The sequence below is a fragment of the Pseudomonas trutticola BRTCR10 genome, from assembly GCF_056155105.1.
Genome location: NZ_CM149552.1, coordinates 1 through 24,740 on the forward strand (window position 1 = coordinate 1; position 24,740 = coordinate 24,740).

General features: G+C 57.1%; 20 protein-coding genes and 1 pseudogene. 9 read left to right on the top strand and 12 right to left on the bottom strand.

Annotated features, from left to right (window positions below):
* Positions 1–200: 200 nt before the first annotated feature.
* The 5 genes from dnaA (at position 201) to ACVVH8_RS00025 (ending at position 8,666) form a co-directional block, all read left to right on the top strand.
* Positions 201–1,724 (top strand): chromosomal replication initiator protein DnaA, encoded by a 1,524-nt coding sequence (dnaA, locus tag ACVVH8_RS00005; RefSeq protein ID WP_103302870.1) that lies wholly within the window; start codon positions 201–203, stop codon positions 1,722–1,724.
* Between the two features lie 39 nt (positions 1,725–1,763).
* Positions 1,764–2,867, top strand: a complete 1,104-nt coding sequence (gene dnaN / locus ACVVH8_RS00010; RefSeq protein WP_007911887.1) for a DNA polymerase III subunit beta — start codon at positions 1,764–1,766, stop codon at positions 2,865–2,867.
* Positions 2,868–2,881: 14 nt separating this feature from the next.
* The gene (recF, locus tag ACVVH8_RS00015; protein ID WP_007911886.1) at positions 2,882–3,985 is read left to right on the top strand and encodes a DNA replication/repair protein RecF; all 1,104 of its coding nucleotides are present in this window, start codon (positions 2,882–2,884) and stop codon (positions 3,983–3,985) included.
* A gap of 5 nt (positions 3,986–3,990) precedes the next feature.
* Positions 3,991–6,408, top strand: coding sequence for a DNA topoisomerase (ATP-hydrolyzing) subunit B (gene gyrB, locus ACVVH8_RS00020; RefSeq protein WP_103302957.1), 2,418 nt, complete (start codon positions 3,991–3,993; stop codon positions 6,406–6,408).
* 146 nt (positions 6,409–6,554) lie between these two features.
* On the top strand, positions 6,555–8,666 hold the full coding sequence (locus ACVVH8_RS00025; RefSeq protein WP_475227866.1) for a DUF6311 domain-containing protein: 2,112 nt from the start codon (positions 6,555–6,557) through the stop codon (positions 8,664–8,666).
* Positions 8,667–8,738: 72 nt separating this feature from the next.
* Here the strand turns inward: ACVVH8_RS00025 and ACVVH8_RS00030 are convergent, their stop codons facing one another.
* On the bottom strand, positions 8,739–9,458 hold the full coding sequence (locus ACVVH8_RS00030) for a response regulator transcription factor (protein WP_103302872.1): 720 nt from the start codon (positions 9,456–9,458) through the stop codon (positions 8,739–8,741).
* 167 nt (positions 9,459–9,625) lie between these two features.
* Here ACVVH8_RS00030 and ACVVH8_RS00035 point away from each other — a divergent pair, with 167 nt between their 5' ends.
* Positions 9,626–11,158, top strand: a complete 1,533-nt coding sequence (locus tag ACVVH8_RS00035) for a sensor histidine kinase (protein WP_475227869.1) — start codon at positions 9,626–9,628, stop codon at positions 11,156–11,158.
* 168 nt (positions 11,159–11,326) lie between these two features.
* Here ACVVH8_RS00035 and ACVVH8_RS00040 read toward each other — a convergent pair whose 3' ends face one another.
* From ACVVH8_RS00040 to glyQ, 4 genes are all read right to left on the bottom strand, one after another.
* The gene (locus ACVVH8_RS00040; RefSeq protein ID WP_475227871.1) at positions 11,327–12,106 is read right to left on the bottom strand and encodes a lysophospholipid acyltransferase family protein; all 780 of its coding nucleotides are present in this window, start codon (positions 12,104–12,106) and stop codon (positions 11,327–11,329) included.
* 82 nt (positions 12,107–12,188) lie between these two features.
* A complete protein-coding gene (gene gmhB, locus ACVVH8_RS00045; RefSeq protein ID WP_177431363.1) occupies positions 12,189–12,728 on the bottom strand; it encodes a D-glycero-beta-D-manno-heptose 1,7-bisphosphate 7-phosphatase in 540 nt (179 codons plus the stop codon).
* Positions 12,729–12,732: 4 nt separating this feature from the next.
* Positions 12,733–14,787, bottom strand: coding sequence for a glycine--tRNA ligase subunit beta (gene glyS / locus ACVVH8_RS00050; RefSeq protein WP_315444905.1), 2,055 nt, complete (start codon positions 14,785–14,787; stop codon positions 12,733–12,735).
* Positions 14,784–15,737, bottom strand: coding sequence for a glycine--tRNA ligase subunit alpha (gene glyQ / locus ACVVH8_RS00055; protein WP_025112261.1), 954 nt, complete (start codon positions 15,735–15,737; stop codon positions 14,784–14,786). Before glyQ ends, glyS begins: the two co-directional genes overlap by 4 nt.
* An 81-nt stretch (positions 15,738–15,818) precedes the next feature.
* On the opposite strand from glyQ, the gene ACVVH8_RS00060 reads away from it, so the two are divergent.
* The 3 genes from ACVVH8_RS00060 to ACVVH8_RS00070 all read left to right on the top strand — a co-directional run bounded on the left by ACVVH8_RS00060 (position 15,819) and on the right by ACVVH8_RS00070 (position 17,651).
* The gene (locus tag ACVVH8_RS00060; RefSeq protein ID WP_475227874.1) at positions 15,819–16,376 is read left to right on the top strand and encodes a DNA-3-methyladenine glycosylase I; all 558 of its coding nucleotides are present in this window, start codon (positions 15,819–15,821) and stop codon (positions 16,374–16,376) included.
* 40 nt (positions 16,377–16,416) lie between these two features.
* Entirely contained in the window at positions 16,417–17,304 is an 888-nt protein-coding gene (locus ACVVH8_RS00065) for a lysophospholipid acyltransferase (protein ID WP_213027097.1), read from the top strand.
* 107 nt (positions 17,305–17,411) lie between these two features.
* Positions 17,412–17,651, top strand: a complete 240-nt coding sequence (locus ACVVH8_RS00070) for a PilZ domain-containing protein (protein WP_475227876.1) — start codon at positions 17,412–17,414, stop codon at positions 17,649–17,651.
* A gap of 224 nt (positions 17,652–17,875) precedes the next feature.
* Here the strand turns inward: ACVVH8_RS00070 and ACVVH8_RS00075 are convergent, their stop codons facing one another.
* From ACVVH8_RS00075 to fmt, 7 genes and pseudogenes are all read right to left on the bottom strand, one after another.
* The gene (locus ACVVH8_RS00075; protein ID WP_475231252.1) at positions 17,876–18,460 is read right to left on the bottom strand and encodes a restriction endonuclease subunit S; all 585 of its coding nucleotides are present in this window, start codon (positions 18,458–18,460) and stop codon (positions 17,876–17,878) included.
* Positions 18,461–18,556: 96 nt separating this feature from the next.
* A pseudogene (locus ACVVH8_RS00080) lies at positions 18,557–19,273 on the bottom strand (HsdM family class I SAM-dependent methyltransferase); the annotation flags it as partial.
* Between the two features lie 24 nt (positions 19,274–19,297).
* The gene (locus tag ACVVH8_RS00085; protein ID WP_475227878.1) at positions 19,298–20,263 is read right to left on the bottom strand and encodes a hypothetical protein; all 966 of its coding nucleotides are present in this window, start codon (positions 20,261–20,263) and stop codon (positions 19,298–19,300) included.
* 391 nt (positions 20,264–20,654) lie between these two features.
* On the bottom strand, positions 20,655–20,969 hold the full coding sequence (locus ACVVH8_RS00090) for a tetratricopeptide repeat protein (protein ID WP_475227881.1): 315 nt from the start codon (positions 20,967–20,969) through the stop codon (positions 20,655–20,657).
* A gap of 97 nt (positions 20,970–21,066) precedes the next feature.
* Positions 21,067–22,443 carry a Trk system potassium transporter TrkA gene (gene trkA / locus ACVVH8_RS00095; RefSeq protein WP_103302880.1) on the bottom strand — a complete coding sequence of 459 codons (1,377 nt, stop codon included), beginning with the start codon at positions 22,441–22,443 and terminating at the stop codon, positions 21,067–21,069.
* Positions 22,444–22,465: 22 nt separating this feature from the next.
* Positions 22,466–23,776, bottom strand: a complete 1,311-nt coding sequence (rsmB, locus tag ACVVH8_RS00100; RefSeq protein WP_475227883.1) for a 16S rRNA (cytosine(967)-C(5))-methyltransferase RsmB — start codon at positions 23,774–23,776, stop codon at positions 22,466–22,468.
* A complete protein-coding gene (gene fmt, locus ACVVH8_RS00105) occupies positions 23,773–24,732 on the bottom strand; it encodes a methionyl-tRNA formyltransferase (RefSeq protein ID WP_475227886.1) in 960 nt (319 codons plus the stop codon). Before fmt ends, rsmB begins: the two co-directional genes overlap by 4 nt.
* Positions 24,733–24,740: the final 8 nt, after the last annotated feature.

The following is a 24,740-nucleotide window of genomic DNA, read 5'->3' on the forward strand; positions in this document are numbered from 1 at the left end:
CGAGTTTCGCCCCCAGTTGTCCAGTGCCCTCAGAGGCGGTTATCCACAGAGCTTATTCACACACCGTTGGTCGCCTTTTTCCCGGTTAACGCATTGATAAATCATGGTGACCGCACAACCTGCATGTGGATAAGTGGGCGGCTCGCCGCTACAATGGCCGCTTGTTTTTGCCTCACCGGCTTTCAACTTAGGGGATATCCGTGTCAGTGGAACTTTGGCAGCAGTGCGTGGAGCTTTTGCGCGAGGAGCTGCCTGCCCAACAATTCAACACCTGGATCCGTCCACTACAGGTCGAAGCCGAAGGCGACGAGTTGCGCGTCTACGCACCGAACCGTTTTGTGCTGGACTGGGTCAACGAAAAGTACCTGGGCCGTGTCCTTGAACTGCTGGATGAGCACGGCAACGGCATGGCGCCGGCGCTTTCCTTATTAATAGGCAGCAAACGCAGTTCGGCTCCGCGTGCTGCACCGAACGCGCCGCTGGCTGCTGCGCAGGTGTCCCAGGCCCAGGCAAATGCCGCGCCTGTGAGTACGCCATCCGTTCAGTCGCCAGCACCGGCGGCCAAGCGCTCGACGCAGAAAAGCCCCGAAATCAGCGATGAACCGTCTCGCGACAGTTTCGACCCGATGTCCGGTGCCGCTTCGCAACAGGCACCGGTTCGCGCCGAACAGCGCACTGTTCAGGTTGAAGGCGCGCTCAAGCACACCAGTTACCTGAACCGCACTTTTACCTTTGAAAACTTCGTCGAAGGTAAATCCAACCAGCTCGCCCGCGCGGCGGCCTGGCAAGTGGCGGATAACCCCAAGCACGGCTACAACCCCCTCTTCCTTTATGGCGGCGTCGGCCTGGGTAAAACCCACTTGATGCACGCGGTGGGTAACCATCTATTAAAGAAGAACCCGAATGCCAAGGTCGTGTACCTGCATTCCGAGCGTTTCGTGGCCGACATGGTCAAGGCGCTGCAACTGAACGCGATCAATGAGTTCAAGCGTTTCTACCGTTCGGTGGATGCATTGCTCATCGACGATATTCAGTTCTTCGCCCGCAAGGAGCGTTCGCAGGAGGAGTTTTTCCACACCTTCAACGCCCTGCTTGAAGGTGGTCAGCAGGTCATTCTCACCAGTGACCGCTACCCGAAAGAAATTGAAGGCCTGGAAGAACGCCTCAAATCGCGTTTTGGCTGGGGTCTGACGGTTGCCGTCGAACCGCCGGAACTGGAAACCCGTGTCGCGATTCTGATGAAGAAGGCCGATCAGGCCAAAGTCGAGTTGCCACACGACGCCGCATTCTTCATTGCCCAGCGAATTCGCTCCAATGTCCGTGAGCTGGAAGGTGCGCTGAAACGCGTGATCGCCCACTCGCACTTCATGGGTCGCGACATCACCATCGAGTTGATTCGCGAATCCCTGAAAGACTTGTTGGCATTGCAGGACAAACTGGTCTCTGTGGATAACATTCAGCGAACCGTCGCCGAGTACTACAAGATCAAGATCTCGGACCTGTTGTCCAAGCGCCGTTCGCGCTCGGTGGCGCGTCCGCGTCAAGTGGCCATGGCCTTGTCCAAGGAACTGACCAACCACAGCCTGCCGGAAATCGGCGATGTGTTTGGCGGTCGCGACCACACGACGGTTTTGCACGCCTGCCGCAAGATCAACGAACTTAAGGAATCCGACGCGGACATCCGCGAGGACTACAAGAACCTGCTGCGTACACTGACCACTTGATGAACACCAGCGCAGCTTATTAAGGCAAGGGACTAGACCATGCATTTCACCATTCAACGCGAAGCCCTGTTGAAACCCCTGCAACTGGTCGCAGGCGTCGTCGAGCGCCGACAGACCTTGCCGGTACTCTCCAACGTGCTGTTGGTTGTCGAAGGCCAGCAATTGTCGCTGACCGGTACCGACCTGGAAGTCGAGCTGGTCGGTCGTGTGCAACTCGAAGAGCCGGCTGAAACAGGCTCCATCACCGTGCCTGCGCGCAAGCTGATGGACATCTGCAAAAGCCTGCCCAACGATGCGCTGATCGATATCAAGGTCGACGAGCAGAAGCTGGTCGTGAAGGCCGGTCGTAGCCGTTTCACCCTGTCCACTCTGCCGGCCAACGACTTCCCGACTGTCGAAGAAGGTCCGGGTTCGCTGACTTGCAGCCTGGAACAAAGCAAACTGCGTCGCCTGATCGAACGCACCAGCTTCGCCATGGCTCAGCAGGACGTGCGTTATTACCTCAACGGTATGCTGCTCGAAGTTTCCGAAGGCATTATCCGCGCTGTGGCTACCGACGGGCACCGTCTGGCCATGTGCTCGATGAAAGCCGATATCGGTCAGCCGGATCGTCACCAGGTCATTGTGCCGCGCAAAGGTATTCTCGAACTGGCGCGTCTGCTCACCGAGCCAGACGGTAACGTCAGCATCGTTCTGGGCCAGCACCACATCCGCGCTACCACCGGCGAATTCACCTTTACCTCGAAACTTGTCGACGGCAAGTTCCCGGATTACGAGCGCGTTCTGCCGAAGGGCGGCGACAAGCTGGTGCTCGGCGATCGTCAGGCTCTGCGTGAAGCGTTCAGCCGTACAGCGATTCTGTCCAACGAGAAGTACCGTGGTATTCGTCTGCAACTGGCCAGCGGTCAGTTGAAGATCCAGGCCAATAACCCGGAGCAGGAAGAAGCGGAAGAGGAAGTGGGCGTTGAATACAACGGCGGCTCCCTGGAAATCGGCTTCAACGTGAGCTACTTGCTCGACGTGCTGGGCGTGATGACCACCGAGCAGGTTCGCCTGATCCTGTCCGACTCCAACAGCAGTGCGCTGGTGCAAGAGTCCGACAATGACGACTCGGCTTACGTTGTCATGCCGATGCGTCTGTAATCAGCTGACCCTGGATGTCCTTAAGTCGTGTTTCGGTCACCGCGGTGCGCAATCTGCACCCGGTGACCTTCTCCCCCTCCCCCCGCATCAACATCCTTTACGGCGCCAACGGCAGCGGCAAAACCAGTGTTCTGGAAGCCATTCATCTGCTGGGGCTTGCCCGTTCGTTTCGTAGCACGCGCCTGTTGCCGGTCATCCAGTACGAGCAACTCGCCTGTACCGTGTTCGGTCAGGTCGAGCTGGCCGAGGGTGGCCACAGTGCATTGGGGATATCACGTGACCGTCAGGGCGAGTTTCAGATCCGCATCGACGGCCAGAATGCCCGCAGTGCTGCGCAGTTGGCGGAGATCCTGCCGCTGCAGTTGATAAACCCCGACAGCTTCCGCCTGCTGGAAGGTGCGCCGAAGATTCGCCGGCAGTTTCTCGATTGGGGCGTGTTCCACGTCGAACCGCGTTTTATGGCGACCTGGCAGCGTTTGCAGAAGGCCTTGCGCCAGAGAAACTCCTGGCTGCGGCATGGTACACTTGACGCCGTTTCGCAAGCGGTTTGGGACAGGGAACTGTGCCAGGCCAGCGCTGAAATCGATGAATACCGCCGCGCTTACATCAAAGCCTTGAAACCAGTCTTTGAACAAACCTTGAGCGAACTGGTTGAGCTTGAAGGTTTGACGCTCAGCTATTACCGAGGCTGGGACAAAGACCGGGAATTGAGCGCCGTATTGGCCGGGTCCCTGCAACGGGATCAGCAAATGGGTCATACCCAGGCCGGACCGCAACGGGCTGATTTGCGTCTTAGATTGGGCGCACACAACGCCGCGGACATCTTGTCCCGGGGTCAGCAGAAGTTGGTGGTCTGTGCATTGCGGATTGCCCAGGGGCATCTGGTCAGCCAGGCCCGACGCGGTCAGTGTATTTATCTGGTGGATGACTTGCCGTCCGAACTGGACGAGAGCCACCGTCGCGCGCTGTGCCGCTTGCTGGAAGACTTACGCTGCCAGGTGTTCATCACCTGTGTAGATCACGAATTATTGAGGGAAGGCTGGCAGACGGAAACGCCAGTCGCTCTGTTCCACGTGGAACAGGGCCGTATCACCCAGACCCACGACCATCGGGAGTGAAGGCATTGAGCGAAGAAAATACGTACGACTCAACGAGCATTAAAGTGCTGAAAGGCCTGGATGCCGTACGCAAACGTCCCGGTATGTACATTGGTGACACCGACGATGGCAGCGGTCTGCACCACATGGTGTTCGAGGTGGTCGACAACTCGATCGACGAAGCCCTCGCCGGCCATTGCGACGACATCAGCATCATCATCCACCCGGACGAGTCCATCACCGTTAAAGACAACGGTCGTGGCATCCCGGTAGACGTGCACAAAGAGGAAGGCGTTTCCGCCGCCGAGGTCATCATGACCGTCCTCCACGCTGGCGGTAAGTTCGACGACAACTCCTACAAAGTATCCGGCGGTCTGCACGGTGTAGGTGTGTCGGTAGTGAACGCACTGTCTGAAGAACTGGTACTGACCGTTCGCCGCAGCGGCAAGATCTGGGAACAGACCTACGTCCACGGCGTACCTCAGGCACCGATGGCGATCGTTGGCGACAGCGAAACCACCGGCACTCAGATTCACTTCAAGGCTTCCAGCGAAACCTTCAAGAACATTCACTTCAGCTGGGACATCCTCGCCAAACGCATTCGTGAACTGTCCTTCCTCAACTCCGGTGTTGGCATCGTCCTCAAGGATGAGCGCAGCGGCAAGGAAGAACTGTTCAAGTACGAAGGCGGCCTGCGGGCGTTCGTTGAATACCTGAACACCAACAAGACTCCGGTCAACCAGGTGTTCCACTTCAACATCCAGCGTGAAGACGGCATCGGCGTGGAAATCGCCCTGCAGTGGAACGACAGCTTCAACGAGAACCTGTTGTGTTTCACCAACAACATTCCGCAGCGCGACGGCGGTACTCACCTGGTGGGCTTCCGTTCGGCACTGACACGTAACCTGAACAACTACATCGAGCAGGAAGGTCTGGCGAAGAAGCACAAAGTCGCCACCACCGGTGACGATGCCCGTGAAGGCCTGACCGCGATCATCTCGGTGAAAGTACCGGACCCGAAGTTCAGCTCGCAGACCAAAGACAAGCTGGTGTCTTCCGAAGTGAAGACCGCGGTCGAGCAGGAGATGGGCAAGTACTTCTCCGACTTCCTGCTGGAAAACCCGAACGAAGCCAAACTGGTTGTCGGCAAGATGATCGACGCGGCCCGTGCCCGTGAAGCGGCGCGCAAGGCCCGTGAGATGACCCGCCGTAAAGGCGCGCTGGACATCGCCGGCCTGCCGGGCAAGCTCGCTGACTGCCAGGAAAAAGATCCTGCGCTGTCCGAACTGTACCTCGTGGAAGGTGACTCCGCGGGCGGCTCTGCCAAGCAGGGACGTAACCGCAAGACCCAGGCGATCCTGCCGCTGAAAGGCAAGATCCTCAACGTCGAGAAAGCACGCTTCGACAAGATGATCTCGTCCCAGGAAGTGGGCACGCTGATCACTGCACTGGGCTGCGGCATTGGTCGCGAAGAGTACAACATCGACAAGCTGCGTTATCACAACATCATCATCATGACCGATGCTGACGTCGACGGTTCGCACATCCGTACCCTGCTGCTGACCTTCTTCTTCCGTCAGTTGCCGGAGCTGATCGAGCGCGGCTACATCTACATCGCCCAGCCGCCGTTGTACAAGGTCAAGAAAGGCAAGCAAGAGCAATACATCAAAGACGACGACGCCATGGAAGAGTACATGACGCAGTCGGCCCTGGAAGATGCGAGCCTGCACCTGAACGAAGAGGCCCCGGGCATTTCCGGTGAGGCGCTGGAACGTCTGGTGAACGACTTCCGCATGGTGATGAAGACCCTCAAGCGCCTGTCGCGCCTGTACCCGCAGGAGTTGACCGAACACTTCATCTATCTGCCGGCCGTGAGCCTGGAAATGCTTGGCGACCACGCCAAGATGCAGGACTGGCTGGCCCAGTACGAAGTCCGCCTGCGCACCAACGAGAAGTCCGGCCTGGTCTACAAAGCCAGCCTGCGTGAAGATCGTGAACGTGGCGTGTGGCTGCCAGAAGTCGAACTGATCTCCCACGGCCTGTCGAACTACGTGACGTTCAACCGTGACTTCTTCGGCAGCAACGACTACAAAACCGTCGTCACCCTCGGCGCTCAACTGAGCACCCTGCTCGACGAAGGCGCGTACATCCAGCGTGGCGAGCGCAAGAAAGCGGTCACCGAGTTCAAGGAAGCTTTGGACTGGCTGATGGCCGAAAGCACCAAGCGTCACACCATCCAGCGATACAAAGGTCTGGGCGAAATGAACCCGGATCAGCTGTGGGAAACCACCATGGACCCAAGCGTGCGCCGCATGCTGAAAGTCACCATCGAAGACGCCATTGGCGCAGACCAGATCTTCAACACCCTGATGGGTGATGCGGTCGAACCTCGCCGTGACTTCATCGAGAGCAATGCCCTGGCGGTGTCCAATCTGGATTTCTGATCCGGTACACCCGTGACGGTTCGGCCACCCCAAAGGGTTGGCCGGCCAAGCCAGAAGAAGGCCCGCGCAAGCGGGCTTTTTTTTGCGTACGATGCAGCCTCGATTCCAGCCTCTGATGTTGGCGCATGACGAATGGACGTGTATCGATGAAGGATCTGCTTAAACGCTTGCCGGTTAATCTCTTGCCTTTGCTGATGGGCGTTCTGGCATTTTTTATCGTCGTGGGGCCAAGGGCGCTAAACCCGGAAAACATTGCATGGCTGGGCCACAGTGATCCGGCGACGCATTACCTGGGGTGGGCGTTTTTCAGGCATGCACCCTGGTCGATTCCGCTGGGGCTCAATCCTTCCTATGGATTGGAGCTGGGCAGCGCGATCATCTTCTCGGATTCCAATCCGCTGTTTGCCTTTATCTTCAAACCGTTCGCTTCGCTGCTTCCCGAGCCGTTCCAGTACTTCGGGCTTTGGTTGCTGACGTGTTTTGTGCTGCAGAGCTGGTTTGCCTGGAAACTGATGGGGCTGGCCACAAGCAATGTGACAGTGCGTCTGTTGGGCGCGGCATTGTTTCTCTTCAACCCGGCGATGATTGCGCGCATGGGTGTCCATTTATCCCTTTCCGGACATTTCCTGATCCTCGCCGCGTTATACCTGACGCTACGCCGTGGAAATGACAAGCGCGTTCTGGCCTGGGGAGCCCTGCTGGCTGCATCGGCTCTGGTCCATGCTTATCTGCTGGTCATGATTGCGTTGATCTGGTTCGCCGATCTTCTGTACCGAACCCTCAAAAACCAACTGAGATCGGGCAAGGCAGTTGCCGAGTTGTTCGGCCTCTTGTTGTTGACGGGATTGTGCTGCTGGCAGGCGGGCTACTTCACGATCAAGGGAGCTGGTCTGGCCTCCGTCGGGTTTGGGCTGTTCCGGGCGAATGCGTTGACCTTCTTCAACCCTGGCGGGTGGTCGTATGTTCTGAGGGATTTCCCCGGAGTGCCCGGCGATGGAGATGGCATGGCCTTCCCGGGGCTGGGGGTGATGTTACTCCTCGTTTGCGCGTTGCCGCTCATGTTGTCCGGCAAGAACAACGGAGTGATGGCCGCCATACACGAGCGCTGGATATTGATGCTCGCGCTGGTCGGGTTGATGATTTTTGCGCTCTCCAACAAGGTCGGGATCGCGTCATACGAATTCGACTATTGGTTGCCGGACGCCTTCATTGAAATGGCGGGTATCTTCCGCGCATCGGGTCGGATGATCTGGCCGGTCATGTACGTGGCGATTTTCGCGGTGGTTTTCTTGGTGGCCCGAGGAACCAGACCGCATGCGGCGATCGTATTGTTGGCGCTGGCGGTGGTCGCTCAAGTGGCCGATACCCGTGCAGGCTGGGCAAACACGCGCAGCCATCTGATGATGGCTTCGCCGAGCAAGGAATGGAAAACCCCGTTAGTCGATCCTTTCTGGCGCAGCGCGGCGTCGCATTATCAGAACGTGCGATGGGTGAGTCCGCAAAACTTTTCCGTCCATTGGATGACACTGGCCGACTATGCAGGCAAATATCATCTGGCAACGGATGCCGTTTATCTGGGACGGGTCAGCGCGGTGGCGCAGGAAGCTGCTCAGCGTGCCGCAGAAAGGACCGTCGAGTCCGGAAAGTATGATGCCGACACCCTGTATGTACTGGACCAGCGGTCGGCGCTGCAAGCAACGGTCAAGCTGGATCGCACTGCCGATATCCTGGCCAGAATTGACGATTTTTATGTTTTGGCACCGGGTTGGAAGCGTTGTGCCGACTGTCCCGCCATCAAGGCAGTACAACCTCAAGAGCTGATCCCGACTTTCCAGCCGGGTGAAAAAATTCAGTTCACCGACAGCAGTTCGGGGGCCGCCGGTCTGGGTACAGGCTGGTGGGTTTCTGATGCCTGGGGTACCGGGTCTGTGGGTTCAGATGCGGAAATCATTCTGAGACCCGCCGGTCGTGTGACCTCGCTGTCGCTGGAAGCCAACGCCTTCCTGGCGCAATCACATCCGCGCCAGGTGGTGGATATCCGCATCAATGATGTTGCGGTGCTCTCCACCAGCCTGACCCAAGCCAGCGCGAACAAGATCGATGTCGTGCTCCCGCCGCAGGTGCAGCAGCTCGTTGCGCAGCAAGGTGTCTTGCGCATCCAGTTTCATTTTCCATTGGCGATCAGCCCACACGAACTGGGGATGAGTGTGGATGAACGAAAGCTGGCGATCGGGTTGCTCGGGTTGACGTTTCATTGATCAGTAAAAAGAGATAGCAGCGCCTGCATTGATCTCGTGCAGGAGCTGCCGGAGGCTGCGATCTTTTGATCTTCATTCTTGTGCAGTCGCCACACTCTCCAACCGATACCCGTACCCATAAATTGTCAGCAACTGCCATCCGCGATCGGCCGTCAGCCCCAGCTTGTTACGCAGCCGGTAGATATGCGTATCCAGTGGCCGTGACGAGGCCATCTCTTCATGGGGCCAGAAGCGCTCATACAAGTAATCCCGTGATAACGGTCGGCCAAGATTGCTGAACAGGCAGCGCGCCAGTCGATATTCACGCTCGGTCATCACGATGGGTTTGCCCTCGCGGGTGACCGTCAGTTCGGCGTCGTCGAACGTCAGGTCATTGAAGCTCAGCACCTCGGTCGCGGCGCTGCGTGACAGATTGTGCCGACGCAATACTGCAGCGACTCGCGCTTTCAGCTCATTGGGCCGGAACGGTTTGCTCACGTAGTCGTCGGCGCCGGCATTCAGCGCCTGGACGATATCGCTTTCGCCATCGCGGCTGGTGAGCATGATCGCTGCGGGAGGCGCTTCCATGTGTTCGCGGGTCCAGCGCAGCAACGCCAGACCGGTGAGATCAGGCAATTGCCAGTCGAGGATCAGCAGGTCGAAGGTTTCCCGGCGCAGTTGTCGCAGCAGGTCTTCACCGCGCTCGAAGCTGTGCAGCGACCATGGCTGTTCGGAGGCTTCGACCATTTGCTGCAGAGTCTGCTCGACCCGGCGCAGTTCGGCGGGTTCGTCGTCCAGTATCGCAACGCGCATACGCGGTGGTTCCTTGTTGCTGGGGCATCTGGCCGTAAACCTTAGTCGCTCGGGCCTAGCCATGAAAGTAAGCGGCCCGCCGTTGGTCGACGTCCGCTATGATTCTTCGGGTCATGTCTCAGACCAGTGACCCATGAAACCATTCACATTGCCCTGCCCTTTTTCCCATGAATGACCGCAGACGGCACGAAAGCCGCGAACCAAGCCAGGTGCAGCGACTGTTCCGCCAGTTGGTGCGCGAGTGGTTGTGGATAAGTCTAGTGCTGTTACCGCTGACTGCGCTGTTGTCGTACCGGGCGCAGGTCAATCTGCATGACGCGTCACCGGGGTTGGGCGCCGTGCTTTCCGTGGGTTTGGTGACGTGCGTTCTCGGGCTATTGTTATGGCGCCCGCGTCTGGCACTTTGGGTGACGCTGATCGGTATGGCTTGTGTGCTGATGACCAGTGCTGGATTGGCGGAGATGCGGCGGTGGTGGTCACCGACGCCAGCCGTGCTGGGCATGCTGTTCGGCTACCTGATCTGGAACTGGCGACGCCTCAGCGTGGTGCTGACCTACTTTGGCTGGGAGTTGGCACGGCTGGACAATGAACCGAAAGTCTTCCCGGAACGCCGTCGCGCGCAGTTCACGGGCGCTGATCGCCTGCAGGGACAGATCATGGCGCTTGAACAAGCGATGAGCCGCACCCGTGATACGCGGCGTTTTATCGCTGACGGTCTGGAATACCTGCCGGTCGCCACGCTGATCAGCGACCCCAAAGGGCAGATTCTGTTAGGCAATCGCAAGGCGCGAAACCTGTTTGATAACCCTCTGGTGGGCGACGATGTGCTCGATCAGTTGGCGCAACTCGGCTACCCCGAATTGTCCACTGCCGCCCGCCCGTCGTTATCCGCCCTGCCCCTGCTGGAGTTCCGCGATCACAAGGAACGCAGCCTGCGCCTGGAGCGCGCGGCGTTGTTGCCGGTGGACGGCGATACGCCCATCGGCTGGTTGCTGAGTCTGACCGACCTCAGTGCCGAGCGTGCGGCCGAAGAGCAACGCAGCGTTTTGCTGCGCTTTCTTTCCCATGATCTGCGCGCCCCCCATTCGGCCATCCTCGCGTTGCTCGATGTCCATCGCCATCAGGCTGGCGCGGATGCGCCGCTGTTCGAACAGATCGAACGCCAGGTGCGCCGCGCACTGTCGCTGACCGATGGCTTCGTATTGCTGGCGCGGGCGGAGTCCGAGACTTACCAGTTTCAGCCAAGCCTGTTTGCGATGCTGGTACTCGATGTGCTGGATCAGGCGTTGCCGATTGCCCAACAGAAAAGCATCGAGCTGCTGCACGACATGGATGAACCTTCTCAAGAGCGCCTAGTGCTGGCTGATCAAGGACTGCTGACCCGGGCGCTGTTCAATCTGCTGGAAAACGCGATCAAGTACAGCGGACCTCACACCACGATTCACCTGCAGGTCCGCTGCGATGGCAACGTGTTGCGCGTTGAACTGAGTGATCAGGGCAAAGGCATTGCCGCCGAAGAGCTGCCCGATCTGTTTATTCAATACCGGCGGTTTTCCTCAGCCCAAGGCATCGATGGCGTCGGCTTGGGCCTGTCGATGGTCAAAGCTGTGGTCGATCACCATGGCGGCCGGATCGAGTGCCGCAGCGTGGTCGATCAAGGCACAACGTTCGTGCTTGAGCTGCCGTTGATTGCCGAGTAAGCAGGCACAAAAAAACCGGCTATATCAGCCGGTTTTTTTACTTCCGAAAAAAACTTATGCACCTTTTACGGTGTTTTATGAGCTTGAGAAATATATAAGCAATTCAATCACTTAATTTCAATATTCAAGCCTTTTCAACAAAACCGTACACAGGTTATCCACAAAATCTCAGACAGCGATCTGATCATTTGCGGCCGGTGCCTGCGGGGCTGGTGGCAGCGAACCCATTTCGCGCTGAGTCTTCTCGTTCCAGGCTTGCACCCGGTCATTCAGCTCGGCGATAGCGCGAGGCCCAGTGCCTTCGGCGTACATCGGTTCACCGATGACCACGGTGATCACACCGGACTTCTTGCCCCAGCCGATTTTCGGCCAGAACTTGCCGGCATTGTGTGCAATCGGCAGTACCGGAAGCGCCGCATTCACCGCCAAAGCGCTACCACTGCGGGAGAACTTGCCGACAGTGCCGTAGGGCACGCGTGTACCTTCGGGGAAGATCAGTACCCAAACGTTATCCTTGAGCAGCTCATCACCCTTGGCCGCGACCTGTTTCAGCGCAGCTTTCGGGTTATCGCGGTCAATGGCAATCGGCCGCAGCATGGCCATGGCCCAGCCGAAGAACGGCACATAGAGCAATTCGCGCTTGAGCACCTGGCTCAACGGCGAGAAATAAGCGGAGAGAAAAAATGTCTCCCAAGTGCTCTGGTGGTTCGACTGAATCACGCAGGGCCGGTCAGGCACGTTTTGCGCGCCTTTGATTTCGTAACGGATACCCAGAAACACCTTGGTCAACCACAAGGCGCAACGGCACCAGTACACGTTGATAAAACGATATCGCGCCTTGAACGGCAGAAAGGGCGCGATGAAAAAGCTCAGGCTGCACCACAGCAAGGACGTGGTGCCCAGCAGCAGGTAAAAAAGGAAAATTCTGAAGGCCCGCAGTATCGACATGGCGACGTTTACCGTTACGGGGCAATGCCCGACTGTTCAAGCGCACTCCCGATCAATCCTGGTCAGGAATGTCAGAAGTACTCTAGTTGTGGATAAGTTCTGCGGCAATCGCCGCCAGATCGTCAAAAATCAGAGTGCCAACCGGCAGGGTTTTGCCCTGAGTCTTTTCGCCTTTCCCGGTCTTTACCAAAACTGGCTGTGAATCGACGGCTTTGGCGGCCTCCAGGTCACCAAGGCTGTCGCCGACGAACCAGACATTCTCAAGCGTCACGTTGTAATGCGCCGCGATGGTTTTCAACATGCCCGGTTTCGGTTTGCGGCAATCGCAACCTTCATCCGGCCCATGCGGGCAATACACGATCAGCCCGACTTCACCGCCCTGCTCCGCCACCAGCTCGCGCAGGCGCGCGTGCATGGCATCGAGGGTGGCGAGGTCGTAGTAGCCGCGAGCAATGCCCGACTGGTTGGTAGCCACTGCCACCGTCCAGCCGGCCTTGCTCAACTGCGCAATCGCCTCGATCGAGCCGGGCAACGGAATCCACTCCGACACTGACTTGATGTAAGCGTCGGAGTCGTAATTGATCACTCCGTCCCGATCGAGAATCAGCAGTTTCAACAGCAATCCCTCAACCCAGCAGCGAAATGTCGGCAACGCCGAGGAACAAGCCACGCAGACGCGCCAGCAGCGCGTAACGGTTGGCTCGAACCTTGGCATCTTCGGCATTGACCATCACCGCGTCGAAGAACGCATCGACCGGCTCACGCAATGCCGCCAGGCGTGCCAGCGATTCGTTGTACTGACGCGCTGCGGCCATAGGCTGCACTGCCTGATCCGCTTGCTGGATCGCCGAGTACAGCGAGAACTCGTTGGCGTTGTCGAAGTATTTGGCTTCAACCACAGTCGGCACCGAGCCTTCAACTTTGCTCAACAGGTTCGAAACACGCTTGTTCACCGCCGCCAGCGCTGCCGCTTCCGGCAGTTTGCGGAAGGCCTGAACCGCTTGCACACGCTGGTCGAAGTCCAGCGCCGAACCTGGTTTCAGGGCACGAACCGACAGGTAAGTGGCGACATCGACGCCTTCATCTTCGTAACGCGCACGCAGACGGTCGAAGATGAATTCCAGTACTGCTTCGTTGAGACCGGCCGCCTTGACCTTGGCACCGAACGCATTCACGGCGAAAGCCACGGCGTCGTTCAGGTCCAGATCCAGTTTCTTCTCGATCAGGATGCGCAGCACGCCCAGTGCCGCACGGCGCAGGGCATACGGGTCTTTGCTGCCGGTTGGCAGCATGCCGATACCGAAGATCCCGACCAACGTGTCGAGCTTGTCAGCGATCGCAACGGCTGCACCGGTCAGGGTCGCTGGCAGTTCGGCGCCGGCACCACGAGGCATGTACTGCTCGTTGAGCGCCAGCGCGACGTCTTCCGGCTCGCCGTCATTGAGGGCGTAGTAGTAACCGGCAACACCTTGCATCTCCGGGAACTCGCCAACCATTTCGGTGGCCAGGTCGCACTTCGACAGCAGGCCTGCGCGGGCAGCCCACGAGGCGTTGCCGCCGATGCGTGCGGCGATGTACGCAGCCAGTCGGGAAACGCGTTCGGCCTTGTCGTAGACGCTGCCGAGTTTTTCCTGGAACACCACGTTCTGCAGGCGATCGTTGAAGGCTTCGAGCTTCTGCTTCTTGTCTTGCTTGAAGAAGAACTCGGCGTCGGTCAGACGTGGGCGAACCACTTTCTCGTTACCGGCGATGATCTGCTGCGGATCTTTGCTTTCGATGTTGGCCACAGTGATGAAACGTGGCAGCAACTTGCCGTCGGCATCCAGCAGGCAGAAGTACTTCTGGTTGTCCTGCATGGTGGTGATCAGCGCTTCCTGCGGTACGTCGAGGAAACGTTCCTCGAACGAGCACACCAGCGGCACCGGCCATTCGACCAGCGCGGTCACTTCGTCGAGCAGCGCTGGCGGAACGATTGCCGTGCCTTCCTGACGGGTGGCCAGCTCTTCGGTGCGCTTGCTGATGATCTCGCGACGCTCGTTGGCATCGGCCAGTACATAAGCGGCACGCAGGTCAGCCAGGTAGCTCGACGGCGAACCGATGCGTACGCTTTGCGGGTGATGGAAGCGGTGACCGCGCGAATCACGGCCAGCCTTCTGCGCGAGGATGGTGCAATCGATGACCTGGTCACCGAGCAACATCACCAGCCACTGGGTCGGACGCACGAACTCTTCCTTGCGCGCACCCCAACGCATGCGTTTCGGGATCGGCAGGTCGTTCAGCGAATCTTCGACGATGGTCGGCAGCAGACTTGCGGTCGGCTTGCCGGCGATGCTTTGGCTGTAGCGCAGTTTCGGACCGCTCTGGTCGATTTCGCTCAGCTCGACGCCGCACTTCTTGGCGAAACCCAATGCAGCTTGAGTCGGGTTGCCGTCAGCGTCGAACGCCGCCTGACGTGGCGGGCCGTCGAGGTTGATGCTGCGATCCGGTTGCTGGGTAGCCAGCGCAGTGATCAGCACAGCCAGACGACGCGGTGCGGCGTAGACGGTTTTAGTCTCGTAGCTCAGGCCAGCCGCTTGCAGGCCCTTGTCGATACCGGCGAGGAACGCTTCAGCCAGAGTGTTCAAGGCTTTGGGTGGCAGTTCTTCAGTGCCCAGTTCAACCAGAAAATCTTGCGCACTCATTGTGCAGCCTCCAGCTTGGCCAGTACTTCGTCACGCAGGTCCGGGGTCGCCATCGGGAAGCCCAGCTTGGCGCGGGCCAGCAGGTAGGCTTGCGCAACGGAACGCGCCAGAGTGCGCACGCGCAGAATGTATTGCTGACGCGCAGTCACCGAGATCGCCCGGCGCGCATCCAGCAGGTTGAAGGTGTGCGACGCCTTCAGGACCATTTCGTAGCTTGGCAACGGCAGCGGCTGGTCGAGTTCGATCAGACGCTTGGCTTCGCTTTCATAGAAGTCGAACAGTTCGAACAGCTTGTCGACGTTGGCGTGTTCGAAGTTGTAAGTGGACTGCTCCACTTCGTTCTGGTGGAACACGTCGCCGTAGGTGACTTTGCCCATCGGGCCGTCAGCCCAGACCAGGTCGTAGACCGAGTCCACGCCTTGCAGGTACATCGCCAGACGCTCGAGACCGTAGGTGATCTCGCCGGTTACCGGGTAGCACTCGATGCCGCCGGCCTGCTGGAAGTAAGTGAACTGCGTCACTTCCATGCCGTTGAGCCAGACTTCCCAGCCCAGACCCCAGGCGCCGAGGGTCGGCGATTCCCAGTTGTCTTCGACGAAGCGAATGTCGTGGACCAGCGGGTCGAGGCCGACATGCTTGAGGGAGCCCAGATACAGTTCCTGGAAGTTGTCCGGGTTCGGCTTCAGGACTACCTGGAACTGATAGTAGTGCTGCAGACGGTTCGGGTTCTCGCCGTAACGGCCGTCAGTCGGACGGCGGCTTGGCTGCACGTAGGCGGCGTTCCAGGTTTCCGGGCCGATGGCGCGCAGGAATGTCGCGGTGTGGAAAGTGCCGGCGCCTACTTCCATATCGTAGGGCTGAAGTACCACACAACCTTGCTCGGCCCAGTATTGCTGGAGCGCGAGGATCAAGTCTTGGAAGGTACGCACGGCTGGCGTAGGCTGGCTCACGAAATTCACCTGTTTCTTGGGCTGCGATTTAAAGAGCGGGAGTATACCCGATTCAGTCGCACCTCCACCCCCTGGAGCCTTATGCCACGCTGCTTTTGGTGTACCGAAGATCCGCTGTACATGGCTTATCACGATCAGGAGTGGGGCACGCCGCTACGCGATGCGCAGGGTTTGTTCGAGTTGCTTTTGCTCGAAGGGTTCCAGGCCGGGCTGTCGTGGATCACCGTGTTGCGTAAACGCGAGCGCTATCGCGAGGTGTTGTTCGGCTTCGACGTACAGCGCGTGGCGCAGATGAGCGACGCCGAAATCGACGAATTGATGCTCGATCCGGGGATCATCCGCAACCGTCTCAAACTCAACGCCGCCCGGCGCAATGCCCAGGCCTGGCTGGCGCTGGAGGATCCGGTGGCGTTCCTCTGGTCGTTCGTCGGCGACCGACCGATCATCAATCATTTCAAGGATCGCAGCGAAGTCCCGGCGATCACCCCCGAAGCGCTGGCGATGAGCAAATCCCTGAAAAAGGTCGGTTTCACCTTCGTCGGCCCGACCATTTGCTACGCGTTGATGCAGGCCTCGGGCATGGTCATGGATCACACGCAGGATTGCGACCGCTACGCGCAGCTCGCCAACGGCGGTTAGAATGGCCGCCTCGCGCACAGCACAAGATCAGGAGTGACCTGTGGAAAAGTTTAAAGGCGCCTTGCTGGTAGGCGCTCTGCGGCTGTTTGCCCTGCTGCCATGGCGGGCTGTACAGGCCGTGGGTTCGGCGATCGGCTGGATCATGTGGAAAACCCCCAACCGTTCCCGCGACGTGGTGCGGATCAACCTCGCCAAATGTTTTCCACAGATGGACCCGGTCGAGCGTGAACGTCTGGTCGGGCAGAGCCTGAAAGACATCGGCAAGTCGCTGACCGAAAGCGCCTGCGCGTGGATCTGGCCGGCACAGCGCTCGATCGATCTGGTGCGCGAAGTCGAAGGCCTCGACATCCTCAAGGATGCGCTGGCCTCGGGCAAAGGCGTGGTCGGCATCACCAGCCACCTGGGTAACTGGGAAGTGCTCAACCACTTCTATTGCAGCCAGTGCAAACCGATCATTTTCTATCGCCCGCCAAAGTTGAAGGCTGTGGATGAATTGCTGCGCAAACAGCGCGTGCAACTGGGCAACAAAGTCGCTGCCTCCACCAAGGAAGGCATCCTCAGCGTCATCAAGGAAGTGCGCAAAGGTGGTGCAGTGGGCATTCCCGCTGACCCGGAACCGGCCGAATCCGCCGGGATCTTCGTGCCGTTCTTCGCCACTCAGGCACTGACCAGCAAATTCGTGCCGAACATGTTGGCCGGTGGCAAAGCCGTCGGCGTGTTCCTCCACGCACTGCGCCTGCCCGATGGTTCCGGCTACAAAGTGATCCTCGAAGCGGCGCCCGAGGCCATGTACAGCACCGATACCGCCGAGTCATGCGCCGCGATGAGTAAAGTCGTCGAGCGCTATGTGGCGGCGTATCCGAGCCAGTACATGTGGAGCATGAAGCGCTTCAAGAAACGTCCGCCGGGCGAAGAGCGCTGGTACTGACCCACTTGGCACACTCTGTGGATAACCTGTAAGAGCTGCCGCAGGCGCGATCTCTTGATCTGGATTCTGCGGTTATCCACACCCCGTTCATCGAAGGGCGCAGAAAGATGTCCGAACAACGCAAATCCTTCCGCATCAAGATCAGCCACGACAGCTTCGGCGAATGTCTCGGGCAGACGCGCAATCTGACGCCTGTCGGGGTATATGTGCAGCACCCGCGTCTGGCGGCGTTGCCCAAGGGCGCAGTGGTTTATGGCCAGGTGCAGGGTTTACCCACAGGTGCGCCACGGGTGCGGATGGAAGTGGTGACGGTGGATGCCGACGGCATCGGTCTTCAGTTTTTGTGAAAAACCCACAGGACTGAATTGCTGAAATTTTTAAGTTTGTACACAGAGGCCAACGCGCTTAAGTTGTAATAAACCATACATTGTTTAAAGCTAGATTTCACAGATTTTTTAGAGAAAAATCACTAAAAAGTTTGATAGTAAACAGACGGAGAGTTGAGATTAATAAATGCTTCCAAGCACCATTTAGTTAGTGCTTGGAATTAATAAATAAATTCTTGTCGTTTTTAGGTTATCTGATCGCTAAACGGCATGCCTTCGATATATTCCTGCATAAACAAAAAGTCCGGATCGCCATTAGCATCTGTTGGTAAGTATATTTCTGATTCACGCATGCGTTCTAAGTGCCACTTTCGACCATAGCTGAATCTGTATTTTTCTCGTCTGATCAATGTCGAGATAAATATACCTACAGCCGGCGACATTTCAAAATTAGGATACAAAACATTTACATCATCTGATGCGCAAAATGGTTCCGGTTGGTAAAAAGCTTCCGCTACCGACCCATTATAGTTAACAGTTATTGTACCGGCAGGATGTAGTGCTGTTTGACCTATGTAATTCGATACGCCATTATTAGATTCAATTGCTCCAATAAACGGTGTATCGCCATCTGTCATATTGGCCTTTGTTAATCTTTTTCCTTTCTTTAGCTCGAAGAGACTACCCAGTTTGAACGGAATCCAACCTGATTCTTCAGGGAATAAATCGTGTCCTGTGTGCTGAACGATTCTAGATAATTTGTAGGAAGCAAGCTCGCGCACGGCATTCGAAAAATCAGTTGATTTTATGGTGCCGTAATCCGTTGCCATATATGCTTCCGCACACCATTCGTCGTCCGCAGTGACTTTTTGAAGCACACTTTCGCCAGGATGCACTTCACGGTTCCTGAATGACTCTACCCAATGATCCCGAATTTCCGGCCAGACTTCATTTAGATCTATTCGACCTTTATGTTTAGTTTTAATAAAACCGTCATTTTTCCAGTACCCGAACCAGGTTTTTCTATTTTCACTGGCATGAGGCTTATGAGCTGTAAAAACCATGATACATGTAACAGTTCCAACCGGATAGAAAAGCTGGTCTGGCATTGACATAACAGCTTCTAGTGTATGGAACTTCAGTATTTCTGCTCTCAGTTTGTTTGAGCCAAGCGCACAGCCCATAGGTACAATAGCGATCCCCGTTCCACCAGTAGTTAAACAGTCGAGCATGTTTTTTATAAAGCGTAATTCGTGTAGGTCGCTATCGCTTTGGCTATAGGGTGGATTTATCATCCCTACATCGCAGCGATGTTTTTTAATGGCTGTTACTATCGCGCTGTCAAAGCAACTACCTTGATACAGGTTAGCCTTACCGTCACCGCGTAAAATCATGTTTGATGCAGCCAGCGCAAACATGCTTGGTTGTTGCTCTACTCCAACCAAACCTTTACTTCTAATTTTATTACGTTCAGCGTCAGTCGTCGCACTTTTAAACATATGATGCATCGCGGAAATTAAGAATCCGCCCGTGCCAGCACAAATATCTAAGACCTTACTGTTCTTATTCACGTTTGCTAACAGCGCAAAAATCTCAGTGATGTGCCTAGGTGTTAGCACTATACCAAGCGCTTTTTTATCTCCACCGGTATATTTTAGGAATTCCCCTTAAAACTGCCCAACCACATCGAAATCATGATAAACACTAATAAATGGCCAAACTTTTTTGTTAAGTCTATCAATGAGTTCGTGTAATACACCTTTCGGATATACCTTATTTGACTTGCCTAGTTCGGGATGGACTCCTATGCTTGAATAAGGTTGAACCATATTGTCTTTTTTGGCTTGAGGAATATCAGCCGCCTGAATTTCTTCGTGGATGACCCGCATCCAATCTCTTTGCAGCTGTAATGGGGTTTGAACATCATAAGATGCTACAAAAGCTTTATTTCTCAGCGCGATCAATGTTCCGCTAACAAGTAAAGGTTTTTCGCTTTCTGTAAGTTTTGCATGGTCTCGCATGAACTCATGTAAGTCCGCAGCAAACGCCATCAATTCATCAAATCTTAATCGCTGTACAGCAGGATCAAAAGTCGCTGTCTCAATGTAATCATTCCAAGGAATAAAATGATTTAATGGTGCTCCAGCTTTCGCAGTTAACTCTTTGGGTTTTGTGCTATTTTTTGGCCAGAGATAAGTGGATATTAATGATGAGTCAAGAGTTTCGCCACTTATTCCAACGGCAATGACGTTAAATTTTTTTGAAAGAAAACGAGCATAGTGTAATACGCCATCAACAGCATACTTCTGTATTCTCTTGAATTTTATGTCTTCTGACTCTTTAATGGTTTCTCCGTTCAAGATAGATTTTACAAAATTGCTATGGTGGTCTTTAAGACTCGCTTTGCATTCAACTATCAAAATAAAATCAGGGGATTTAGCCGAGCTAATTATAAACTCTGGCGACCCTCGTCCTGCTCCCCCAGATTTGCTTGCGTTCTTCATTAGTTGACGGACAGAGTCAATCTCACTATTTTGCTCTTCAATAGTTAGTTCTGATTCGATGTCATAATATTTAAGGTCTCTCAATATATTACGAGCTATGTTTTCTGTTTTCTTTTCGTTCTTGAACATTGTCACACCGCGATAAAATTATGGCGCATTGTAACCGCTGGTTGTTTTTTTTTCTATGGGGGGGCGAAATATATAGTTTCTAATTCTATTAATGATTTTTGAAAAGTTTTGTTTTGATGTTAATGGGTTTTTTTGCACGACAGCATTGCGTATGCTTTTTAATGAAGCTTTAGAGTTGGATGCAATTAATAGTTGGTTTGTGAATGAAGCTCTATATTTTAGGCGTGGCGAGTGGTTAGCTTTAAGTAAAAAGCTATTCATCTATTTTGATCTTAACTAGTTTTTGTAAATAAGGTAGATATCCAATAGATCTTTTTTAAATAGTGACCTAGTGCTACGAATAAAGATGGATGGAATGGACAGACAGGGGGTGTATTGTTGTTAGTGAAGATCACTGCGCCTGACGCTCGAGCTTCTTCAGAAACACCGTCATTTCCTTTTCGGCCTGCTTGTCGCCATGGGCGCGCGCGGCTTCCAGACCGTGTTCCCATGCCTGCCGTGCGGCAGCGTGATCGCCCAGCGCGAGTTGCGCCTTGCCCAACAATTTCCACGCCGCTGAATACTTCGGATCAAAACCGACACAGCGTTCGAAGTGCTCGGCGGCCTTGGCGTTTTCGCCCAGATTTAGATAACCCTTGCCGAGGCCGAAGCGCAGCAGGGAGTTATCCACACCCTTGGCGAGCATTTTTTCCAGGGATTCGAGCATCGGTGGATTCCTTTTCTGGTGTTCCAGGGAAAATCTGTGGCGCCGCCATCGCTGGCTTGCCAGCGATGGGGCCAGTGCAGGCACTGAAAAATCCGGATCAGAAGAAGCTCAACCCAACATGGAACAGCTTCTCCACATCGCGAATATGCTTTTTATCCACAAGGAACAGAATCACATGGTCGCCCGCTTCGATCACCGTGTCGTCATGGGCGATGATCACTTGTGCATTGCGGATCACCGCGCCAATCGTGGTGCCCGGCGGCAAACCGATCTTCTCGATCGGCTTGCCGATGACCTTGCTCGATTTCGCATCACCGTGGGCAATCGCCTCGATGGCCTCCGCTGCGCCGCGGCGCAGTGAGTGCACGCTGACGATATCGCCACGACGTACGTGGGCCAGCAGCGTGCCGATGGTCGCCAGTTGCGGGCTGATGGCGATGTCGATGTCGCCGCCCTGGATCAGGTCGACGTAGGCCGGGTTGTTGATGATCGTCATGACCTTCTTCGCCCCCAGCCGTTTCGCCAGCAGCGACGACATGATGTTGGCTTCGTCATCGTTGGTCAGGGCGAGGAAGATGTCGGCATCGGCGATGTTCTCTTCCAGCAGCAGATCGCGATCCGAAGCGCTGCCCTGCAACACCACGGTGCTGTCGAGGGTATCGGAGAGATAGCGGCAACGTGCCGGGTTCATCTCGATGATCTTCACCTGGTAGCGGCTTTCGATGGCCTCGGCCAGACGTTCGCCGATCTGCCCGCCGCCGGCAATGACGATGCGCTTGTAGGTCTCGTCGAGACGACGCATTTCGCTCATCACCGCGCGAATATTCTCACGGGCAGCGATGAAGAAGACTTCGTCATCAGCCTCGATCACCGTGTCGCCCTGCGGCAGGATCGGCCGGTCGCGGCGGAAAATCGCGGCGACGCGGGTCTCGACATTCGGCATGTGCTCGCGTAGCTGGCGCAGTTGCTGGCCTACCAGTGGCCCGCCGTAATAGGCGCGCACTGCCACCAGTTGCGCCGCACCGTCGGCGAAGTCGATCACCTGCAAGGCGCCGGGATGCTGGATAAGGCGCTTGATGTAGTTGGTAACAACCTGCTCGGGACTGATCAGCACGTCGACCGGAATCGCTTCGTTCTGGAACAGCTGCTCTTCGCGATTGAGGTAGGACGCTTCGCGCACGCGGGCGATCTTGGTCGGCGTGTGGAAAAGCGTGTGGGCAACCTGGCAGGCGACCATGTTGGTTTCGTCGCTGTTGGTCACCGCGACCAGCATGTCGGCGTCGTCGGCGCCGGCCTGACGCAGCACCGATGGCAGCGAGCCACGGCCCTGCACGGTGCGGATATCGAGGCGGTCGCCGAGGTCGCGCAGGCGCTCGCCGTCGGTGTCGACCACGGTGATGTCGTTGGCTTCGCTGGCCAGATGTTCCGCCAGCGAACCGCCGACCTGCCCTGCACCGAGGATGATGATTTTCATCCAGTCACTCCATTGAATCCGTTTAGCCGCGCGCGGCAGCGATCTTGATCAGCTTGGCGTAGTAGAAACCGTCATGCCCGCCCTGCTGGGCCAGCAATTGGCGACCGTGGAGCTGTTTGATCCCGGCAGTCGTGGCCAGATCCAGCTCCCGGGCTCCTGGCGTGCGCTCAAGGAACGCGGCAATCACCTCGGTGTTCTCGGTCGGCAGCGTCGAGCAGGTGGCGTAAAGCAGGATGCCGCCCACTTCGAGGGTTTTCCACATGGCGTCGAGCAGCTCGCCTTGCAGTTGTGCGAGGGCGACGATGTCGTCTGGCTGACGGGTCAGCTTGATGTCCGGATGGCGACGGATCACGCCAGTGGCCGAGCATGGCGCGTCAAGCAGGATGCGCTGGAACGGTTTGCCGTCCCACCACTTTTCAGTATCGCGACCGTCGGCGGCGATCAGTTCGGCGTTGAGGCCGAGGCGCTCGAGGTTTTCCTTCACGCGCACCAGACGCTTGGCTTCCAGATCTACTGCCACCACACCGGCCAGCGCCGTTTCGGCTTCGAGGATGTGGCAGGTCTTGCCACCCGGCGCGCAGCAGGCGTCGAGCACGCGTTGCCCTGGCGCCAGATCGAGCAGGTCGGCGGCCAACTGCGCGGCCTCGTCCTGCACGCTGATCCAGCCCTCGGCGAAACCCGGCAGGCTGCGCACATCGGCAGCCGCTTCGAGAATGATGCCGTCGCGGCTGTAGACACATGGCGTTGCGGCGATTCCGGCGTCGGTCAGCAGACCGAGGTAGGCGTCGCGGCTGTGATGGCGGCGGTTGACCCGCAGGATCATCGGTGGATGCGCGTTATTCGCTGCACAAATCGCTTCCCACTGTTCCGGCCAAAACGCTTTGAGGGATTTTTGCAGCCAGCGCGGGTGGGCGGTGCGCACTACCGGATCGCGCTCCAGCTCGGCGAAAATCGTTTCGCTTTCGCGCTGGGCGTTGCGCAGCACGGCATTGAGCAGACCCTTGGCCCAAGGCTTTTTAAGCTTGTCGGCGCAACCCACGGTTTCGCCGATGGCGGCGTGGGCTGGCACACGGGTGTAGAGCAACTGGTAGAGGCCGACCAGCAGCAGCGCTTCGACGTCAGCATCTGCGGCTTTGAACGGCTTTTGCAGCAGCTTTTCCGCAAGTGCCGACAGGCGTGGCTGCCAGCGGGCGGTGCCGAAGGCAAGATCCTGAGTGAAGCCGCGATCGCGGTCCTCGACCTTGTCCAGTTGCGTCGGCAGGGAGCTGTTCAGCGAGGCTTTGCCGCTGAGCACGGCGGCGAGTGCCTTGGCGGCGGCCAGACGCGGATTCATTGCGCGTCCACCACTGCGCCGAGGACGGTGCCAACAGCGAATTTCTCGCGACGGCTGTTGAACAAGTCGCTGAAGTTCAGCGCCTTGCCGCCGGGCAATTGCAGGCGAGTCAGGCAAAGTGCTTGTTCGCCGCAGGCGACGATCAGGCCGTCCTTGCTGGCGCTGAGGATGGTGCCCGGCGCGCCTTTACCGTCGGCGATTGTCGCCGCCAGCACTTTCAGCGCCTCACCGTTGAGGGTGCTGTGGGTAATCGGCCATGGATTGAAGGCGCGGACCAGGCGTTCCAGCTCAACCGCCGGACGGCTCCAGTCGATGCGTGCTTCGTCTTTATTCAATTTGTGCGCGTAGGTCGCGAGTTCGTCATTCTGCACTTCGCCTTCCAGCGTCCCGGCTGCGAGGCCCGCAATCGCTTGCACCACGGCTGGCGGACCCATCTCGGCGAGACGGTCATGCAGGCTTCCGCCGGTATCTTCGGCACTGATTGGCGTAACGACTTTGAGCAGCATCGGCCCGGTGTCGAGACCGGCTTCCATGCGCATCACGGTCACGCCGCTTTCGGCGTCGCCCGCTTCCACGGCGCGCTGGATCGGCGCCGCACCGCGCCAGCGCGGCAGCAATGAGGCGTGACTGTTGATGCAGCCCAGACGCGGAATATCCAGCACCACTTGCGGCAGGATCAAGCCGTAGGCGACCACCACCATCAAATCCGGCTTCAGCGCAGCGAGCTCGGCTTGAGCGTCAGCGTTGCGCAGCGTCGGTGGCTGCAACACCTGGATATTATTTTCCAGCGCCAGTTGTTTAACCGGGCTCGGCATCAGTTTTTGCCCGCGCCCGGCCGGACGATCCGGTTGGGTATAGACCGCAACGATCTCGTAAGGGCTGTTCAGCAGGGCCTTGAGGTGTTCGGCGGCGAATTCCGGGGTGCCGGCAAAAACGATGCGCAGTGGCTCAGTCATGAAGGGGT

Bases quoted from the DNA above. Each gene is read 5' to 3' on its own strand.
- dnaN (WP_007911887.1), top strand. From the start codon at position 1,764: ATGCATTTCACCATTCAACGCGAAGCCCTGTTGAAACCCCTGCAACTG.
- recF (WP_007911886.1), top strand. From the start codon at position 2,882: ATGTCCTTAAGTCGTGTTTCGGTCACCGCGGTGCGCAATCTGCACCCG.
- ACVVH8_RS00025 (WP_475227866.1), top strand. From the start codon at position 6,555: ATGAAGGATCTGCTTAAACGCTTGCCGGTTAATCTCTTGCCTTTGCTG.
- ACVVH8_RS00030 (WP_103302872.1), bottom strand. From the start codon at position 9,458: ATGCGCGTTGCGATACTGGACGACGAACCCGCCGAACTGCGCCGGGTC.
- ACVVH8_RS00035 (WP_475227869.1), top strand. From the start codon at position 9,626: ATGAATGACCGCAGACGGCACGAAAGCCGCGAACCAAGCCAGGTGCAG.
- ACVVH8_RS00040 (WP_475227871.1), bottom strand. From the start codon at position 12,106: ATGTCGATACTGCGGGCCTTCAGAATTTTCCTTTTTTACCTGCTGCTG.
- glyS (WP_315444905.1), bottom strand. From the start codon at position 14,787: ATGAGTGCGCAAGATTTTCTGGTTGAACTGGGCACTGAAGAACTGCCA.
- ACVVH8_RS00060 (WP_475227874.1), top strand. From the start codon at position 15,819: ATGCCACGCTGCTTTTGGTGTACCGAAGATCCGCTGTACATGGCTTAT.
- ACVVH8_RS00070 (WP_475227876.1), top strand. From the start codon at position 17,412: ATGTCCGAACAACGCAAATCCTTCCGCATCAAGATCAGCCACGACAGC.
- ACVVH8_RS00075 (WP_475231252.1), bottom strand. From the start codon at position 18,460: ATGGCAACGGATTACGGCACCATAAAATCAACTGATTTTTCGAATGCC.
- ACVVH8_RS00085 (WP_475227878.1), bottom strand. From the start codon at position 20,263: ATGTTCAAGAACGAAAAGAAAACAGAAAACATAGCTCGTAATATATTG.
- ACVVH8_RS00090 (WP_475227881.1), bottom strand. From the start codon at position 20,969: ATGCTCGAATCCCTGGAAAAAATGCTCGCCAAGGGTGTGGATAACTCC.
- trkA (WP_103302880.1), bottom strand. From the start codon at position 22,443: ATGAAAATCATCATCCTCGGTGCAGGGCAGGTCGGCGGTTCGCTGGCG.
- rsmB (WP_475227883.1), bottom strand. From the start codon at position 23,776: ATGAATCCGCGTCTGGCCGCCGCCAAGGCACTCGCCGCCGTGCTCAGC.
- fmt (WP_475227886.1), bottom strand. From the start codon at position 24,732: ATGACTGAGCCACTGCGCATCGTTTTTGCCGGCACCCCGGAATTCGCC.